Here is a 17,982-nt window from a genome sequence, read left to right as displayed (position 1 = left end):
ACTTATTCAAATTTCTGCGTCATCTTGACAGCCTGCATCATTAAAGTCTTTACTATTTCATGAGTTTAAACATCAAGGAGAAAATAGCGGTATTCTGGTTCCGGCGCGATCTGCGGCTTCATGACAATGCCGGGCTTTACTATGCGCTACGGTCGGGGTATCCGGTTGTCCCTCTTTTTATTTTTGATAAAAACATTCTCGATGATCTTGAAAATAAGAAAGATAGCCGGGTAACATTCATTTATCAGGCTCTGGAAAGTCTGCGGGAAGAGCTTAAAGAAAACGGTTCAGACATACTCGTACATTATGGCTTTCCGACAGAAATATGGAGAAAGTTAAGTGATGAATACGACATTGCCGAAGTCTACACCAATACCGATTACGAACCTTATGCCACCGAAAGAGATCGGGAAGTTTTCAAAATTGTAAAGAAAAAAAAGACTGCTTTCAAAAGCTGCAAGGATCAGGTTATTTTTGAAAAAAAAGAGATTTTAACCGGACAAAACTCGCCGTACACCGTTTTTACACCATATAGTCGTTCCTGGAAAGAGAAAGTCAACGATTTCTATCTGTCGTCCTACCCTACCAAAAAGTATTTCAGACACTTTCTGAAATGGAAAGGAGCAGCTATGCCCTCACTGAAAGAAATGGGGTCTGAGAAAACTGAAATTGGTTTTCCTTCGGACAAGGTCAGCTCTGCATTGCTTAACCACTATCACGATCAGCGCGATTTCCCTGCAATGGAAGCAACCAGCCACATTGGTATCCATTTACGTTTTGGGACCGTCAGTATTCGTGAGCTGGCAAGAAAAGCAAAAGAGCACAGCGATACATTTCTCAACGAGCTGATCTGGCGGGATTTTTACCAGCAAATACTATGGAATTTCCCCCACGTCGGAACCGGAAAAGCTTTTCGCAGTGCCTATGATCACATTAAATGGCGGTACGATACAGATGATTTCAAAAAATGGTGTGAAGGAAAGACGGGCTACCCGCTGGTGGACGCCGGTATGCGACAGCTAAATGAAACCGGTTTTATGCACAACCGCGTGCGTATGGTCACGGCCAGTTTTTTAGCAAAGCATTTGCTGATCGACTGGCGATGGGGAGAGGCCTACTTCGCTGAAAAGCTTTTAGATTATGATCTGGCGGCCAATAATGGGGGATGGCAATGGGCAGCTGGCTCAGGAACGGACGCTGCCCCGTATTTCAGGATCTTTAACCCGGCTGCACAGGCCGAAAGATTTGATCCGAAAGGTGAATACATTAAAAAATGGGTACCGGAAATCGGTACGGATAAGTACCCAGAACCAATCGTCGATCACAAAATTGCTCGCGAGCGTTGTTTACGAGTCTACAAAGAGGCCCTGGATCAAAAGTAGGCTACTTACTTACCTCCGGCAATGACCGTCAGCATATCATCAGGTTGGAGATAGGTGTTGGCCATGAGGCGAATATCTTCACTGGTAGTCGCGTGGATCTGATCAATGTAGTGGTTGAAGAAATCTGAGGGTAATCCGTCGAGCAGCAATATTTTCTGGCGATCGGCTACTTCAAATGCAGTATTAAGCGAGCCGGCGAATTCTCCTGCCATAAAGTTTTTAACAGTGGTCAGTTCGTCTTCTCCTACCAGTTCAGTTTGCAGCTTACTGATTTCCTTTTTTATTTCATCGATGGTCTGCTGCGTAAATTCCTTTTTAACGTCGGTCCCGATCATGAAGTAACCCGCATTTCTCAATGTTACCAGATGAGAAGAAATGCCATAAGTAAGCCCTTTTTCCTCCCGAATGTTTTTCATCAAACGAGATCCAAAGTAGCCGCCCAGGATTTCATTGGTCACCAGCATTTTGAAGTAATCCTGATGGTGGCGATTGAACAATATCCGCCCCATTCTAATGGAAGACTGTACACTGTCCGGCCTGTCGACCAGCATTTCGGCTCCCTGATACGTTCCTGATGGAGCATATTGCGTTTCACTTGCCGTACCCTGAACCTGGTTTTTGCCTAATGTTTCATTTACGACTTTTACATCCTCCTCACTAACCTGGCCGGCCAATACTACCGTAAATTTACCTCCTTTGATGTATTGGTTATAATGCGCAAGAATGGCGTCGGGAGATAGCGTAGCAAGGTTATTTTCATCCTGGCTTTGCCCATAGGGGTGATCAGTTCCAAAAAGCTTAGCCCTGAATTCAGTAGTAGCCAGGTACGCATTCTTTTCTTTGCTAACCCTCAGATTCTGAATCGTAATATTTCTTAATTCCTGCAACTCCTTTTCGGGAAAAGCTGCATCCTGAATCAACTGACTTATCTGCGGCAAAACCTCCGGAAGAAAACGCGAAAGACAGTAAACGACAATTCCTATACGGTCGGAAGTATGGGTCATTTCTGTAAACGCCCCGATCTTGTCAAACGCTTCGCTGATCTCCTGGGATGTTTGCCAGTTGGTACCTTCCGGTAGCATTTTGATGGCAAAATAGGATGCGCCGATACTGTCTTCAAACCAGTTCCCGGCTTCAAAAATACATTCAAGCCTGATCACCGGCTGCTCACCAATATTGATCACGTGCAATGGAATGCCGTTATCAAGTGTGTAAGTTTTAGGCTCAGGTAAGTTAACAGAACGTATTATCTTGAAATCAGGGGCTATGGTACGGTCCAATGACATGTTGAGAGATCAGTATAAAAAAACGAATGACGTTGCAATAACGCCATTCGTTTTGAAAAAGTTAAATTTCTTGGTTCAGTTAGTTTTCCGTGTCACTCACGTCCAGTTTTTCAGCTTTGTTCAGACTAAGCGAAAGCGTGATACGCAATGTTTGGGCCAGCGGGCTATTTTGTGTAACAGGAAACAAATAAGCAAAGTCAACAGCATATTTATCCATGAAACGAGCACCTGCACCAGCAGTAAAGAACTTCTGATTTCCTTTATTTTTATTCTCGGCTGAATATCCTGCGCGTAATGCGAAGATATTGTTGTACCAGTACTCAGCACCAGCAGCAATTCCGATCTCCTGTATCTCTTCGCTGAATCCGTCCGGAGCATCTGAGAATGATCCAAACACACCTTTCAACAATGGTCTTTGATTATAATTAGTACCGTCTGGCGTTGGCACCATTAGTTTTCTTGCGTCAATTACGAAGTTAAAACGGTTGCGGCCATCGCCTGTGAATGATAATCCTGTACCTATTTTCAGGGTAGTCGGGATAAAGTTTTCAAACTCGGCACCTGAGCCGTAGTTGATCTTACCTCCCAGGTTGGAAAGTACCGCTCCCAACGACCATGTCAAGTCGCTGCCTGTATCGTCGTTTTTAAACTGTTTCTTATAGTAAGCGCTGATGTCACCCGCCGCAACACGTGCCGGTGCAATTGAAACACCATTGATCACCGAGGTTCCCGCAAGGTTGGAAGAAATGTATTTCAGCGTCAGACCCATTGAAAAGTTTTTTCCAAGCTGACGTGAGTACGTTCCGGCAAGAGCAAGCTCACGCGAGTTAAAGTATCCCATTTGAGTACCTACCGCATCACGGAGATCAAGCTCTCCATTATTCATATAATTAACTGAAAACGCAACGGCTTGTTTATCGCCTAACTTTTTGTAAGCAGTAAGGTATCCCATCCACATATCATCAACCAGGTTTCTCAACCATGGCGTATAAGAAGCTGATATACCGAAGTCTTTTGTATTATAAGGAAGCTTGGCAGCATTCCAGTAAGTAGAGTTAGCATCCGGGCTTAACGCAACCCCTGCTTCCCCCATTGCAGCGCCCCGGGCATCAGGAGCGAATGTTAAAAAAGATAGTGGTGCTGCTGGGATTCGTACGCTGTCCTGAGCTTGTGCCGAAAGTGTGCCTGATGTTAAAATAAATAGAGAAGATACTGCTACAAAAAAAAGTCTCATAGAAATTGGATTTGCGATAGGAAGTGCTTTGAATCAGCTTCTTTAAAGGGTCAAAAGTACAATGAAAGATAGTTATTACTAAAAAAATGATAAGTTTTATTATCCTAAGGAGAACGTATGAGCTTCCCGGATCGCTGGTCTACCGAATTATCTTTTAATGATCTGATCAACAACTGATATACGAGTAAAGTGTTGCCAGGGATCGAGTTTCCCAATTGTGAGGAATTTAAAGATTCCTTGATAATTGATTCACTGTTATAATATTGCCAGTTGAAAGTACCCAAACGCTTCCCGTTTTCAAGAAATATATTTAAAACTAATTCCAGATCCTCATTTACTCTATCGTGGCTGAGTTCAAATGACAGATTCTTATCGAATGGATTAGGAAAAATATTCAGAGCGTTGAGTTTAATCCCACGAGTTTTACCTACTAGAAAACCGAACGCAATTTCTGTATAGTTAGTATATGCGTCCCATACTTTTAGATGAATTACATATTTACCGGTCGGCAGATTTTCTAACGGATACGTGATCACTCCTGAGCGGTAATCGTCAAGATTGGCTGTAAAGTAATCATTCAGCGTAATGTTTAATGTATTGTTTAATGTTAAAGTAATGGCGTGACCAATACCTGCTTTGGATAAATTTATTCCGTTCTCGTCGCTGACGTGCATGATCAGTAAAGACGAGGGATCAACGGTATCGCCATCTTTAAATGATTCATTATTGAGAAATGCCGTCACCTGAGGCGGCGTTTTATCATTGCTCAGGCTCCCGCTGCCGCCCACAATCACATCCAGCTGCGTGCCTGCATCCATAGTACTATCGGATTCCACTGCATAAACATTCACCCTACCCACTCCTATCCTGTAATCAATATCTTTCGGCATCACAAACTCACACGTAAACAGGCCATTTACTACCCGTACGTTTCCATCAAACAATTTGCTGCGAAATTCGGAGTAGGTCTTCGGCGGATCCTCATTACCAAGCGTTTGAAATTCGGTTGGTTTATCGTAAACCGCAATGCGTGCAATGCCATTAAATACAGGATCTTTCAGTCCGCTTACGGGCTCATACACCTCTCCTTTAAGTGTCACTTTTTGCAATGCACGTAATGTGTCCGGTTTTTGCGCCCAGCGGACGGCCCTTTGCGCCAGGCCCAGCTTCATGGATGGGTCACCTAACAAAGTGAAATTTCTGTTGAGGCTCCCTACAAGCGATTTATTTTTAGTGTCCCTGAAATAATCACCCATTCTGCCGTTGCGACCTATTTTGATCAGGCTTTCGTAGAATGCTTTGCTCAATGTAAAGTTGGTGCTGGAATAGACCGGACGCGTTGTGCTTATTGCCCCGATGGCCGATCCCCGCGGGCTTAAAACCATAAGTTCTGCTCCTGACACAATTCCGGGATCGTCGTATCTCCCAAAATCGCAGGTCGCCGTAAATAAAAGCGGAAGATTGTTCATTCCCCGAGATGCCTGGATATCTGCCAGTGTGAGTATCTGCTCTTCTGCCCAGCCTGTCGTGCCACCGTGACCCGTATAATTAAGGATCAGGGTACCTTTATTAATGTTGTCACGAATCGCCGCATTGAGTCCAGGTGCTTTTTGTCCCAATGTGGTGGTAGTTTGAGGGAATTCATCCATAAACAACCGGGATGACAGGAAATAAGGCTGTATCAGCTTTGCCAGTTGGTCGGCGTGCTGCTGATGCACCGCGCCATCTCCGTCGTCGGCCACAAAACGGACCAGATTTTTCCAGCTTCCCGCAGATTGCCTTGACGCATAAAGAATCAATTTATCGACCACTACCTTCGCCTCAGCAGCTGACTTCACGGGTAAGCGACCAATCCCGATTTCTACGGTATGGTCTCCCGCCACCGACTCCGCCCAGGCTCCTTCGGTAGCTTCCATAAAACCATAATAGTCTTCCGACGAATAGGTCAGCACCGGATTGAGCGACTCTTTACTTTCGTAGACCGGCACCCAGTTCGCGCGTTGCTGCGGCGACTGATTTTGCATGATGTTTTTGTAGTCGTAAGTCGCATCTCCAAATAGCAACAGGTATTTCAGCTTGCCGGGTGTCTGTTGATAGAGTTGTCTTGTAAAATCGCGGATAGCCGTAATGTCCGGTCTGCCGGAAGCATACTCATTGTAAATATGATCCGTGGTGACCACCAAAGTTTCCAGACCATCATTTTCGCTTCGGAATGCACCAAGTCGTTTTGCTTCCGCTTCCCAGGCGGGCGCAGTCACGATCAGCAGGTCCGGTGTTTTAGAAGCTGCAATGTTCTGGTTATCGATACGCTGCCAGGAGACGGGTATATAGCCTTGTTCAGGTTTAAAACTAATGTACCTGCCTGTTTTTTTACCACCGGAAGCAGTAAAATCGAAAGCCCCGGTAGTATTCCGGGTTACTACAACCGAGGGTATCAAAGGATTGGAAATATTCCAAAGGTGAGCTCCTTCGATTGCATTACCGAACTGATAATGCAGCGTGTCAGCATTTTGGGGTATAAAATAATAAACCTGCTGCTGATCGTAAACGCGCAAGTACCTTTTCACCTGCAATCCCATGTAGTTCAGATAGGATTGCGCTGAATTCTGTCCATTTCGGTCGTAAGTTACCCCAACGGTAAAAAGTGTTGGCGGTGTCGCGGGAGCGGTGATAGCGTAGGTAGCTTCTGAGCGCAAGGCTTTGACGTCGTAGGTTTCGGGAGTGACAGTTCCAATGCTGCCTTCTCCGATCGCCTGCCCGTTGATCTGCCAGCGAAATTTTGTGGGTACCTGCGCTGAGCCAATGGCCGAGGTGCGCACGTTTATCCGCGAGGAAGGCACTACATCCGGCATGTTAACATCCAGATTAAAGACAGCTAGCCCTGACAAATATTCGCCCCACCATTCCCTTCCGGATTTCAGGAGGTTTGTTGCGTCTTTTTCATGATACCAGTAATCGTCATACTGATTGATCGTCGGCACATTTTTCCCGATCACAGTTGCAGCTTCCTCCACGCGCAGCCCACTCTCCTGCCCGAAAGTCAGAAAGTAGTAGCTGGTATCGCTGTAGCAATTGGTAATATGTTGTAATTCTTTCTTCTCAGCATCATAGGTAATAATATGTGGGCCTTCTGCGTAAAAATAAATGGCATCGCTTTGGTCAAATCTACCATCTTCCTCACCTTGTACCCATATTGCGTTTTCTGTCAATGCATTGGTATACCCTGCATTGTTCATTTGCGGCAACATACTTCCGCCATTCCCATAGATCCTGATTTGGCTGGGCGGAACGGTAGCTGCATCAATGCCCATTTTCTCTAAAAAAGCTGCGTCAATCCTGTGGATACCAGTTTGTGTAATAGCCATCTTGTACCAGTTTCCACCTGACAAAACTGATTTCTGGGCTTGTAAAGAAGAGCAAAGCAGGATTCCCAGACAGCTTAAAACTGAACGGATCATTGATTTCTGAAGATCAACATGCTTCAACCAATGCATGAGCTGGAATTGTGTAAAGACGCTGCGAAGCTTTGTCCGTGCAAAGGACGCGGGTTCTTCTCAAAATGCCCCTTGTGAACTGCCTGTTTTGAAAAACAAAGCTGGAACCTTCATTGAGCTGGACCAACGCCACCCTCCCGGAGTTCAATGCCTGCTCATCGTACCTTCTGATTGCATTAAAAAGTAATGTATCGCCTCCCGTGGACGCGGTCGGATTTTTAGAATAACGAAGCAAAGCGGCCAGGATATCTTCCGGAAAAATATTTTCATTCATCACCGGTTGTAAAAGCCGCTCAAATTCCCTTTTCCATTCGACGCCATGTGGAGCGACCCGCTTTTTGAAGCGACCTTTGTACAGATGATGCACCGCACAATGTGCAACCTCGTGGATGTAGGTAATCAGGAAATTATATGGATTTAAGTTTGCATTGACGGTGATCCGCGGAGTAGTACCTGGCTTTACCGTAAAGTCGCCCAGCCGGGTGCGGCGGGGACGTGAAAGAGAGAACTCGAATTTATATTGATAGTATAATTCTTCACAATAGGAACTTGCAGCCGTGGGGACCAGCAAGGCAAAGGATATATTTTTCATCCTTAAATAAAAAAAGAAAAGCTCTATTTTCATAGAGCTTTTCAAGATTTTCGACTTGTACGTCTGATTACTTAGTTGTGTCAGCAGCAGCTGAATCAGCAACAACTGAATCAACAGCAGCAGTATCAACTGCAGGAGTTTCAACAGTTACAGCAGTAGTATCAGCTGATTCGTCAGCAGGTTTGCTAGTACAAGCAGCGAAAGCTACCATCCCGGCAACAAACGCAAATGCAAAGAATTTTTTCATTTCTTGGGTGTAATTAAGGTTCGATGCAAAGGTAACATGATAAATTTGAATATTCCCAAATTTTGAGATTGTATTTTTCCAAGAACTTAAAATTTCCTTAGAAAACACCCAAATCCCTTTATTTTATCCAATAAATTCTACCATTGTTCTATTAAACACTTTCCAGTTTTCGATTGAAAGCTTTCACACAGGCTGCAACTTCCGGAAGCAGATCAGGATTTTGTTCTATTCCGTTACCTACTACTATCACATCGGCTCCGGCAGTAAGCGCCGCCTCTGCTTTTTCATAGGAATCGATCCCGCCGCCTACAATGATCGGTGTGTCGACACTGGCGCGAACTGCGGCGATGGTTTCAGGGCTTACCGGAAATTGTGCCCCGCTACCCGCGTCCAAAAATATATTTTTAAGGCCAAGAAACTCTCCGGCCAACGCGGTACACGCAGCGATACCCGGTTTGTCGCGGGGCAAAGGAACGGTATTGCTAATGTAAGATACGGTGGTAAGCCTGCCACTTTCGATGAGCATGTAGCCGGTAGGCAATACTTCAATCCCGCTTCTTTTGAGTAATGGAGCTGCTATCACATGCTGCCCGATCAGCAATTCAGCATTGCGGCCGGAGATCAGTGAAAGTAGCAGAATAGCATCCGCTGACGGATCTATATGCAGGCTGCTACCTGGAAAAAGAATGGCGGGAATATTGGTATGTTCATGAATCGCTGCTACGAGTTGATCGATGGCATAATTGGTGATCAGGCTTCCTCCTACGAAAAAGAAGTCTACACCTTGCCCAGCCGCATATTCAAGGAATTTCGGAAAAGTAGAAAAATTGATTTTATCAGGATCTAAGAGAACAGCAAACGATTTCCTTTTTTCTTCTTTTCTTGTCGAAAGGAGGTCTGCGATTTTATAATTCGCTGTTTTCATTCGGTTTTTCGTTCATCTGCAATAAAATGTTTTAGCTTCTGGCGTGCCCATCCCACAGCCAGTGTCCAGGCTAAACTTTGAACGGCTTGTCCAACCGCAAATTGGGTTTTCTTTTTTGAAATCTTGCCTTTTTGGGTGGGTATTATTGGCTCCTCAGATTTCTTTTTGTTCTTTGGTAAAACAGCGTTCATGACCAAAAAAGTAGTAGCAACCACCCCTCCTATCACCAGAGCCTGCTTTCCATACTCGGTTGCATCTTTTTTAAGATCACTCCATTGGGATTCAAGCTTGTCTCTATAAAGATCTGCGTCCTGCAGAAGTTCTTTTTTATCTTGATCCGTATCCGATGAAAACGGCTTTGTGATCTTTACGGAAGATTCTGGTGAAGAACTCATTTCATTACCTGTTTTAAATAGTGGCGTAAGAAATATTTAAAAGGAACCCAAAAATAGCAATTTGACGCAAAATTATGATTAATAATACACCGTCAGACACATTATTCTTCCTTAACCATTACAAACCGTACGATGATCCTGCGTATAAAACGTACGATCCCTTCTCGCCAGATAACGGTAATAACCAGCTTCAGAATAAATACGCCCAGTAGAATAACATATCCCAAATAGGCACTGTGAAGCCATTTATTCAGGAAAGTACCCAGTAAAATGACCACTAGTATCAGCACGGTCAATCCCAGACAAAGTAGGATCGCAGCGTAGATCGCCATCACGACCGCACGTTCTATCTTATCTCTTGTCTCAATTTTAAATAGATCGATACGAGTCTCGAAATATTTAAAAAGTGTGTCCTTGATTTCCTCTAATTGACTTAACATAAGCGGTAGCAATCAAATCATGTGTATGTATTTAAGGCCCCACAAAGGGTTGGTCTTACACACTAATCCAAAAACATACCAAGAATGGCAGAAACAACAGAAACGACCAGACCGAATAGCAAAGCGGGGATGAACCCGTTCACCGAAAATCCGTCGATCAGTGAGGACGCGAGGTAAATAATAAAGACATTGACTACGAAATAGAAGAGTCCCAGCGTGAGGATCGTAATGGGCAGCGCTAAAATCTGCAGAACGGGTTTCAGAAAAGTATTGAGTATTCCCAATACAATGGCAACAATGATGGCAGTGCCTGTGCTGGCAACCACAACCCCCGGAACAAGATTAGCCGCAACCAGGACTGCCAAAGTACTGATTACAAGACGTAGGAGTAATTTCATACGGTATCCGTTTTTATTGGTGACGGCTACGAAGTACGCTAATTACCTCATCTAAGTCAATGTTTTTTTGTTCGAGCAAGACCAAAAGGTGAAACAAAAGATCCGAAACCTCATTCTTGAAAAGATCATTGTCGTCATCCTTCGCTTCTATCACTACTTCCACAGCTTCCTCACCAACCTTTTGCGCAATCTTGTTGATCCCTCTTTTGAAAAGGCTGCTCGTGTACGACTCGTCGGAAGGGTTTAATTTTCTTTCTCGGATCACTTCCTTCTGCAGATAGTTGAGAAAAGAAGCTTCCCCGATTCGTGTATCCTGACTATTTTTTTCCCCAAAACAGGTATCGGAGCCCGTGTGGCATGTTGGTCCCGCCGGTGTAGCCTTAATCAGTATCGTATCTCCGTCACAGTCGGCGGTTATTCCGTTCACAAAAAGAAAGTTACCGGACGTTTCACCCTTCGTCCACAAACGTTGTTTGCTTCGGCTGAAGAATGTTACTGTGCCCTCCTTTTTGGTTTTGTCCAATGCTTCCGCATTCATATAACCCAACATCAGGACTTTGCTGGTATTAACATCCTGAATGATCGCTGGCACCAGCCCGTCGGCCGATTTATCAAAATCAATGGTTGAAAAGGTATCGCTCATTTTTAATAATTCATTTAGGCAAAGTTGCATTCTTTCCGGCTAATTCGTTTCATCACGTCGGCATTCTGTGTCAGATTCTTCTCCAAAAGTGCTTTTCGGCTTTACTAGCGCGTCATTCGAATCGGCAGGTTTTGCTCGTGCAGGTACTGTTTCAGATCGGGGATATCAATTTCCCGGAAGTGAAAAATACTGGCTGCAAGTCCCGCGTCGGCCTTTCCGGTCGTAAACACATCATAAAAATGTTCCATACTCCCCGCGCCTCCCGATGCGATCACCGGAATATTGGCATTGCCCGAAACAGTCGAAGTCAATTCCAATGCAAATCCGGCTTTCGTACCGTCAGTATCCATAGAAGTAAGCAAAATCTCACCTGCCCCGCGTTCCTCTACCTCTTTGGCCCAGGGGATAGTCCGTAACTTGGTAGGTTTCCTGCCCCCGTGCGTATGTACAATGTGCTCCTCCCCGTTATCCGTCGCGATGTAGCGGGTGTCTATGGCGACCACGATACATTGACTTCCAAATTCCAGCGACAGCTCATTGATCAGATCCGGATTTTTTACAGCTGCCGAATTAATTGAAACCTTGTCGGCTCCGGCATGCAGTAATGCAGAAACATCCGCAATGGACGAAATCCCGCCACCGACTGTAAACGGAATATTGATCGTATGGGCCACCCGGCGAACGAGGTCAATAAAAGTAGAGCGACCGTCAATGGTAGCCGTAATATCGAGGTACACCAGTTCATCGGCGCCATGTGCGGCATAAAGAGCGCCCAGCTCCACGGCATCCCCGGCATCCCGGAGATTTACGAAATTGACGCCTTTGACCGTCCGGCCATCCTTTACGTCCAGACAGGGAATTATCCTTTTTGTGAGCATATACTAAACTGTAAAACGTCGTAAATCGGCTAGACTAATCCTGTTTTCATAGATCGCCTTGCCAATGATCACACCATAAATATTCATTTCTGCCAGTTTCTCCACATCCTCTAATCCGCTGATTCCACCGCTGGCTATTATTTTAAGATCTGGGCATTTGTCCTGCATATTTTTATACAGGTCAAAAGAAGGGCCTTGCAGCAGACCGTCTTTCGCGACATCGGTGCTAATGGTGTATTTAACTCCTTTTTCCACCCACTTCTCCACGAAATCGTAAACCCAGATCTCCGTTCCCTCTTCCCAGCCGCTCACTGCTACCTTTTCCTTTTTGGCATCGGCTCCCAAAATGATCCTGTCTCCTCCGTAAACCGCAAGCCAGTTTTCGAAAACCTCCGGCTGCTTTACCGCAATACTACCCCCGGTCACCTGCTTGGCGCCGCTTTCAAAAACAACCTTCAGATCATCGTCCGATTGCACGCCACCGCCAAAGTCTATATGTAGTTTTGTTTTGGAAGCAATCCTTTCCAATACCTTCCAATTGATCACTTTTTTCGCCTTCGCTCCGTCCAGGTCCACCAAATGCAGCCGCTTGATGCCTGCATCTTCAAACTCCATCGCTACATCCACGGGGTTTTCGTTATATATGGTTTTCTGGCTGTAATCTCCCTGGGTAAGGCGTACACATTTCCCTTCGATCAGGTCAATGGCGGGTATAATTTCAATCATTGTCAATCAGTCGGTTAGCTCAAATTTTCAAAAAGTTCTCCATTATTTTCTGCCCGGCATCACCGCTTATTTCGCAATGGAACTGCGCTGCGTAAAAATTGTCTTTATGGAGCATTGCACTGAAAGGCTGTACATAATCACAGCTGGCTACGGTATAGTCGCAAACCGGTGCCGCGTAGCTATGTACAAAATAAACGTAGGCGTTGTCGGGAATATCGTTGGTCAATGCAGTTTTGTACCCTGAAATGTTATTCCAGCCCATATGTGGCACTTTTATTCCGGGCGCAGCAGGGAACCGTTTCACGTCTACGTCAAAGATGCCCATGCATTCAGTGTTATTTTCTTCGGAAAAACGGCACATTAGCTGCATACCAATGCATGTTCCAAAAAACGGCTGCTTCAATGACGGTATCACCTTGTCCAGACCCACTTTACGCAGATAATTCATGGTGGTACTGGCTTCTCCCACTCCCGGAAAAATGACTTTGTCGGCCGATCTGATCTCTGCCACGTCGTCGGTGTACAGGTAACTGGCCCCGATACGGTCCAGCGCGTACATCACCGACTGCACATTCCCTGCGTTATATTTGATTATTACGGTTTTCATTCAATATATGAGGTTTTGAAACCAGAATAAAAAAAGCCCGATTTAGAAAAATCGGGCTTCTGGGATACTATGTATTCAACCTTATTACAACACTACTTGCAAAAACACATCACCCAAGACGTCCGAAAGCCAGATGGCTATGATGAAAATGATGATATGTTTCAGCTCTTAACATGCCACAAATGTAAGCATAAATTGTAAAAGACGTAACGCACGATGGTAAAAAATACATTAAAATTTGCTTAGAAAATTATTTATATCTTGCGATTACAAAATGGCGTTATACCACCATGCGGAAATTCATTTCACAACTATTTTTTTTACTGATTACCTTGATCTCCTTTCCATCGCAGGCACAAACAGAGGACCTCGCGCGCCGGCTTTTTAATGTACATGAAACCTACCGCGAAGTTTCTCTTACCCAAAGACGCTTCAAGCAAAAAGATATACTACCCCTGATTTCCAAACGCCAGGGCAAGCCACTTTACCAGATTGAGCAAGTCGGCGAATCGTTCGAAGGACGCGCCATTCAGATGATCAAGGTCGGTACCGGCAAGAGAAAAGTATTGCTATGGTCCCAAATGCACGGTGACGAGCCTACTGCTACCATGGCTACCTTCGATATTTTCAATTTCCTGGAAGGCAAAAATGACGGCTTCGATAGTTTCCGCAAAGATTTATTAGAGAATACGACATTATATTTTGTTCCAATGCTCAATCCGGATGGTGCTGAACGCTACCAACGGCGGACCATGCAGGGGATTGATATGAACCGTGATGCAGCGGCACGGCAAACACCGGAAGCAGTTATTTTAAAAGGATTGGTGGATAAACTGAAACCTGACTTCGGCTTCAACTTGCATGACCAAAGCCCGCGCTATTCCGCAGGCCGCAGCCCCAAAGTGGCCACCATATCATTCCTTGCCACTTCCTACGATTACGAACTTTCGATCAATCCGGTGCGCGAACGCTCCATGCAGCTCATTGTTGGCATGAATAAAGTACTTCAAAAGTACATTCCCGGACAGGTAGCACGGTATAGCGACGATCACGAACCGCGAGGATTTGGCGATAATGTGCAGAAATGGGGTACAACACTAGTACTCATTGAATCGGGTGGCTATGTAGGTGACCCTGAAAAACAGTACATCCGCCAGCTGAACTTCATGGCTATTTTATCAGCTTTGGGAAAAATCTCCGACAATTCTTTGACCAAAGAAAACCGGGAAGAGTACTACGATATTCCCGAAAACGGACGATGGGTCTATGATCTGGTGGTACGCAATGCGACTGTCAAGCAATCCGGAAAGTCGTTTACCGCCGATCTTGGCATTAACCGGAGTGAGGTAAATTATGCCAATGCTTCCAAATTTTTCTATTACAGCAAAATCGAAGACTTTGGCGACCTGCATCCGCAGTACGGCAGCCAGGAGCTCGATGCTACCGGGCTGACCATTGAAAAAGGAAAAGTGCATCCTACCACCTACAAAAACGTTAGTGAGATTAGCAAGCTCAATGCGAAAAGCCTCCTGCGTGAGGGTTATACCTACGTGCGGCTGGCAGCGGATTCCAACACCCGCGCACTCGGACTTTACTTCACAACAGCACCTCTGCATGTGCTACGCGCAGGTCAGCCGGTGCCTACCGGAACACCGGGACTGGGTGCCACAGCCACCTTTATTCTCAAAAAAGCAGGTAAAGTAAAATATGCAGTCATCAACGGTTTTGTGCACGACCTCGACGATTTCGAAGCCGAAAAAGGACAAGGAATTATTGAATAAGTGCCTGATCTTTAACAAAAAAGCATTTTCCGAAATAACTGAGCCATAATATAGGCTTAACATTGGGGTAACATTGGCGATCTACTTTTGTGTCGAAAATAATTCTGACACAGAAAATGAATTTAAAAATTACCTCCATTTTTTTCCTCCTGTTAGCTTCAACGCTCGCCTTCGGCCAGACAGGATCCATTAAAGGCACTATCGTAGATTTTAAAACCAAAGAAGCGGTCATCGGTGCAAGTGTCGTTCTCAAAGGTTCGACTCCACCAATTGGAACAGCAACCGACATTGAAGGTAACTTCGAAATACAGAACATTAAAACAGGACCGCAGACGATCATTGTAAGTTACGTTTCTTACAAGGCCAAAGAGATCGCAGTTACGGTTTATCCCAATCAGGCCGTACTCATTAATACCACTATTGAAGAGGACGTTGCTAACCTTGAAGAGGTTAAGATCGTAGGCCAGCGCCAGTCTTTCACTGACGTTTCCGTCATCACCGAAATCAAGCAGGCTGAGCAGATTGCCGTAGGTATTTCAGCTCAGCAAATCCAGAAGTCACAAGATCGTGACGCTTCACAAGTTATACGCCGCGTACCAGGTGTTTCTATTCAAGACGACCGGTTTGTGATCATTCGCGGATTGAACGAGCGTTATAACACGGTAATGTTGAATGATGCGATCACGCCTTCTACCGAAGTAGACGTTAAATCATTTTCGTTTGACCTGATCCCAAGTACGGCCATCGATAGAATGATGATCTACAAATCCGGTGCTCCTGAACTTCCGGGTGAATTTGCGGGAGGTATCATTAAAATTTACACCAAAACGATTCCTGACGAAAACGGTTTTTCAATCAGTCTGAACACAGGATATCGCAGCAATACCACATTCCAGAAAGTGAATGATTACAAAGGAACTTCCCTGGATTGGTTGGGCTTTGGATCGGTTGACCGCATTCTTCCATCAAAATTCCCAAAGACCTCGACATTGCAGCGTGAGAACACACCTTCGGATGCTACGCTCAATGCTTTCCGCAAGCTTCCGGAGTTCTACGATGTACAGTCCAAATCTGTTACGCCAGATTTGAGAGGTTCAATCGGGTACAATCAGAAATTCCAGCTGGGAGATGCAAAACTGACGACATTCAATAATCTGAACTATTCCTCTACCCATCAGTTTTTACCAACTACCCAGTTTCGCTACCTAAGCTACGACAAGGACAAAAAGGCGTCTGAAATCCTTACTTCATACAAGGATGAGCTTTATCAGCAAAATGTAAGATTGGGACTGATGTCCAACTGGGCGTTGATTTTGAACCCTAATCACAAAATTGAGTTCAGAAACCTTTTCAACCAGCTGTCTACCAAAGAAACCAACTACCGCCAGGGTATCAATAATGACAATGGTACCGAAGTACGCAACTACGCCTTCCGTTACGAGTCTAAAAGCATTTATTCAGGACAGTTGGGCGGTACGCACGAGTTGGGCGCTAGAACCACATTGAAATGGCTTGGCGCATTCGGGTTTACCCACCGCGACGAACCTGACTACCGACGTTTTATTTCAAGCCGCACGATTGGAACTAATGATCCATTTAAAGTGGAATTGGTACCTGGTAGCAATGCAAGCTTAACAAGAGGTGCAAGATTTTACTCAACATTAGATGAATACACCAGCTCTTTCCGGGCGGACTTTGAACACCGTTTCAGAAGACGCGATTATGACGACGAAGAAAGCATGCAGATAAAACTTCGTGCAGGTGGTTACAGTGAATACAAAGACCGCTCATTCAAAGCACGCTGGTTTAACCTGACAAACTCAGGTGGCGTTTCACAGGAAGTATTGGATCAGGCTCCCGGCCAGCTTTTCGGGGCTCAAAACATCGGAGCGAATCAGCTATACTACGCTGAAAGAACCAACTTTGACGATAGATACAAGGCTCAGAATACTTTAATGGCAGGATATGTAGGCGCATACATTCCTTTCACCAAGAAATTCAATGCATCTGTCGGCTTGCGTGTTGAGCATAACGAGCAAAAATTACAAAGCCGCCAGAGAGGATCAGGAGATCGTGTAAAAGTTGACAACCCGATCCTGCGCTACCTACCTTCTGCCAACCTTGCTTTCAATTTTACAGAAAAATCATTGATCAGGCTGGCTTACTCGGTATCAGTGAACCGTCCGGAATTCAGAGAACTCGCTCCTTTTACTTATTATGACTTTAACTTCGACGTATCAAGGGTAGGTAACCCCAACCTGAAAACACCTTCGATCCAGAATCTGGATTTGCGCTACGAGTTCTATCCTAAGGATGGAGAATTGATCTCGGTTGCTGCTTTCTACAAACATTTCACAAACCCGATCGAGGCACGTATTCGCTATGCAGGTTCAGGAATCTCATTCTATGTGGATAATGCAGAATCTGCTTATACCACCGGTGCAGAAGTTGAATTCCGTAAATCATTGAAAGGAATTACGCCGGCATCTTTTGTAGATAACCTTACTATGGTTTTCAATGCCTCTGTAATCAAAAGTAATGTACTGACTGGTTTTGCAGGTCAGGAAAACGACCGCCAGCTACAAGGGCAATCGCCTTACCTGATCAATGCAGGGGTTTATTACAACGACGCTAACCGCGGATGGCAAGTGAATGCTCTTTATAATGTAGTAGGCCGCCGCATATTCCTGGTAGGAGATAAAGAATTACAACCAACAGTTTACGAGATGCCCCGCAATGTGATCGACTTGAACGTGATCAAAGCAGTGGGTGAACACCTCGAATTCAAACTGGGTATCCAGGATCTGCTCAACCAGCGTTTTCGCCTGATCCAGGATAGCAACCTCGACAAAAAGATTACCAATGCTGACGAAAGCTACCAGAGCTACCGCCGCGGAAGTTACTCGACCATTGGAGTTACTTACAAATTTTAATAGCAGACAAAGATTTTAAAA

The 17,982-nt window shown here is 45.0% G+C and carries 16 protein-coding genes; 3 read left to right on the top strand and 13 right to left on the bottom strand.

The features are described 5' to 3' along the window. Nucleotides 1-59: 59 nt before the first annotated feature. The gene (locus tag ON006_RS27960; protein WP_244821485.1) at nt 60-1,382 is read left to right on the top strand and encodes a cryptochrome/photolyase family protein; all 1,323 of its coding nucleotides are present in this window, start codon (nt 60-62) and stop codon (nt 1,380-1,382) included. 5 nt (nt 1,383-1,387) lie between these two features. On the opposite strand, the gene ON006_RS27955 is transcribed toward ON006_RS27960, so the two are convergent. The 13 genes from ON006_RS27955 to hisH all read right to left on the bottom strand — a co-directional run bounded on the left by ON006_RS27955 (nt 1,388) and on the right by hisH (nt 13,247). After that, nucleotides 1,388-2,668, bottom strand: coding sequence for a M16 family metallopeptidase (locus ON006_RS27955; RefSeq protein WP_244821484.1), 1,281 nt, complete (start codon nt 2,666-2,668; stop codon nt 1,388-1,390). 79 nt (nt 2,669-2,747) lie between these two features. Next, nucleotides 2,748-3,902: a type IX secretion system outer membrane channel protein PorV gene (porV, locus tag ON006_RS27950; RefSeq protein ID WP_244821483.1), complete on the bottom strand. Its 1,155-nt coding sequence runs from the start codon at nt 3,900-3,902 to the stop codon at nt 2,748-2,750. Between the two features lie 104 nt (nt 3,903-4,006). Beyond that, on the bottom strand, nt 4,007-7,360 hold the full coding sequence (gene porU, locus ON006_RS27945; protein ID WP_244821482.1) for a type IX secretion system sortase PorU: 3,354 nt from the start codon (nt 7,358-7,360) through the stop codon (nt 4,007-4,009). A gap of 13 nt (nt 7,361-7,373) precedes the next feature. Next, the gene (locus ON006_RS27940; protein WP_244821481.1) at nt 7,374-7,988 is read right to left on the bottom strand and encodes a SprT family zinc-dependent metalloprotease; all 615 of its coding nucleotides are present in this window, start codon (nt 7,986-7,988) and stop codon (nt 7,374-7,376) included. Between the two features lie 67 nt (nt 7,989-8,055). Beyond that, complete coding sequence (locus ON006_RS27935; RefSeq protein ID WP_244821480.1) at nt 8,056-8,343, bottom strand: hypothetical protein; 288 nt, start codon at nt 8,341-8,343, stop codon at nt 8,056-8,058. Nucleotides 8,344-8,386: 43 nt separating this feature from the next. Then, the gene (locus tag ON006_RS27930; RefSeq protein WP_244821479.1) at nt 8,387-9,160 is read right to left on the bottom strand and encodes a phosphoglycerol geranylgeranyltransferase; all 774 of its coding nucleotides are present in this window, start codon (nt 9,158-9,160) and stop codon (nt 8,387-8,389) included. Beyond that, nucleotides 9,157-9,555 (bottom strand): hypothetical protein, encoded by a 399-nt coding sequence (locus ON006_RS27925; RefSeq protein WP_244821478.1) that lies wholly within the window; start codon nt 9,553-9,555, stop codon nt 9,157-9,159. Before ON006_RS27925 ends, ON006_RS27930 begins: the two co-directional genes overlap by 4 nt. 101 nt (nt 9,556-9,656) lie before the next feature. Then, nucleotides 9,657-9,995: a phage holin family protein gene (locus ON006_RS27920; protein WP_244821477.1), complete on the bottom strand. Its 339-nt coding sequence runs from the start codon at nt 9,993-9,995 to the stop codon at nt 9,657-9,659. A gap of 62 nt (nt 9,996-10,057) precedes the next feature. After that, the gene (locus ON006_RS27915; RefSeq protein ID WP_244821476.1) at nt 10,058-10,393 is read right to left on the bottom strand and encodes a phage holin family protein; all 336 of its coding nucleotides are present in this window, start codon (nt 10,391-10,393) and stop codon (nt 10,058-10,060) included. 13 nt (nt 10,394-10,406) lie between these two features. Further along, nucleotides 10,407-11,036 carry a bifunctional phosphoribosyl-AMP cyclohydrolase/phosphoribosyl-ATP diphosphatase HisIE gene (hisIE, locus tag ON006_RS27910; protein WP_244821475.1) on the bottom strand — a complete coding sequence of 210 codons (630 nt, stop codon included), beginning with the start codon at nt 11,034-11,036 and terminating at the stop codon, nt 10,407-10,409. Between the two features lie 104 nt (nt 11,037-11,140). Then, nucleotides 11,141-11,914: an imidazole glycerol phosphate synthase subunit HisF gene (gene hisF / locus ON006_RS27905; protein WP_244821474.1), complete on the bottom strand. Its 774-nt coding sequence runs from the start codon at nt 11,912-11,914 to the stop codon at nt 11,141-11,143. Nucleotides 11,915-11,917: 3 nt separating this feature from the next. Next, nucleotides 11,918-12,640 carry a 1-(5-phosphoribosyl)-5-[(5-phosphoribosylamino)methylideneamino]imidazole-4-carboxamide isomerase gene (gene hisA / locus ON006_RS27900; RefSeq protein WP_244821473.1) on the bottom strand — a complete coding sequence of 241 codons (723 nt, stop codon included), beginning with the start codon at nt 12,638-12,640 and terminating at the stop codon, nt 11,918-11,920. Between the two features lie 19 nt (nt 12,641-12,659). Then, entirely contained in the window at nt 12,660-13,247 is a 588-nt protein-coding gene (hisH, locus tag ON006_RS27895; RefSeq protein ID WP_244821472.1) for an imidazole glycerol phosphate synthase subunit HisH, read from the bottom strand. 290 nt (nt 13,248-13,537) lie between these two features. Between hisH and ON006_RS27890 the strand changes: the two genes are divergently transcribed. Both ON006_RS27890 and ON006_RS27885 read left to right on the top strand, forming a co-directional pair. Continuing rightward, complete coding sequence (locus ON006_RS27890; protein WP_244821471.1) at nt 13,538-15,028, top strand: M14 family zinc carboxypeptidase; 1,491 nt, start codon at nt 13,538-13,540, stop codon at nt 15,026-15,028. A gap of 116 nt (nt 15,029-15,144) precedes the next feature. Then, nucleotides 15,145-17,961, top strand: coding sequence for a TonB-dependent receptor (locus ON006_RS27885; protein WP_244821470.1), 2,817 nt, complete (start codon nt 15,145-15,147; stop codon nt 17,959-17,961). The last annotated feature ends 21 nt before the right edge of the window (nt 17,962-17,982 follow it).

It is taken from the genome of Dyadobacter pollutisoli (genome assembly GCF_026625565.1).
GTDB lineage: Bacteria > Bacteroidota > Bacteroidia > Cytophagales > Spirosomataceae > Dyadobacter > Dyadobacter pollutisoli.
This window is presented reverse-complemented; position numbering and strand designations above follow the sequence as displayed.

What these genes read in the sequence shown, in the direction of transcription:
- ON006_RS27960 (WP_244821485.1), top strand. Translation starts at nt 60, where the DNA reads ATGAGTTTAAACATCAAGGAGAAAATAGCGGTATTCTGGTTCCGGCGC.
- ON006_RS27955 (WP_244821484.1), bottom strand. Translation starts at nt 2,668, where the DNA reads ATGTCATTGGACCGTACCATAGCCCCTGATTTCAAGATAATACGTTCT.
- porV (WP_244821483.1), bottom strand. Translation starts at nt 3,902, where the DNA reads ATGAGACTTTTTTTTGTAGCAGTATCTTCTCTATTTATTTTAACATCA.
- porU (WP_244821482.1), bottom strand. Translation starts at nt 7,360, where the DNA reads ATGATCCGTTCAGTTTTAAGCTGTCTGGGAATCCTGCTTTGCTCTTCT.
- ON006_RS27940 (WP_244821481.1), bottom strand. Translation starts at nt 7,988, where the DNA reads ATGAAAAATATATCCTTTGCCTTGCTGGTCCCCACGGCTGCAAGTTCC.
- ON006_RS27930 (WP_244821479.1), bottom strand. Translation starts at nt 9,160, where the DNA reads ATGAAAACAGCGAATTATAAAATCGCAGACCTCCTTTCGACAAGAAAA.
- ON006_RS27925 (WP_244821478.1), bottom strand. Translation starts at nt 9,555, where the DNA reads ATGAGTTCTTCACCAGAATCTTCCGTAAAGATCACAAAGCCGTTTTCA.
- ON006_RS27920 (WP_244821477.1), bottom strand. Translation starts at nt 9,995, where the DNA reads ATGTTAAGTCAATTAGAGGAAATCAAGGACACACTTTTTAAATATTTC.
- ON006_RS27915 (WP_244821476.1), bottom strand. Translation starts at nt 10,393, where the DNA reads ATGAAATTACTCCTACGTCTTGTAATCAGTACTTTGGCAGTCCTGGTT.
- hisIE (WP_244821475.1), bottom strand. Translation starts at nt 11,036, where the DNA reads ATGAGCGATACCTTTTCAACCATTGATTTTGATAAATCGGCCGACGGG.
- hisF (WP_244821474.1), bottom strand. Translation starts at nt 11,914, where the DNA reads ATGCTCACAAAAAGGATAATTCCCTGTCTGGACGTAAAGGATGGCCGG.
- hisA (WP_244821473.1), bottom strand. Translation starts at nt 12,640, where the DNA reads ATGATTGAAATTATACCCGCCATTGACCTGATCGAAGGGAAATGTGTA.
- hisH (WP_244821472.1), bottom strand. Translation starts at nt 13,247, where the DNA reads ATGAAAACCGTAATAATCAAATATAACGCAGGGAATGTGCAGTCGGTG.
- ON006_RS27890 (WP_244821471.1), top strand. Translation starts at nt 13,538, where the DNA reads ATGCGGAAATTCATTTCACAACTATTTTTTTTACTGATTACCTTGATC.
- ON006_RS27885 (WP_244821470.1), top strand. Translation starts at nt 15,145, where the DNA reads ATGAATTTAAAAATTACCTCCATTTTTTTCCTCCTGTTAGCTTCAACG.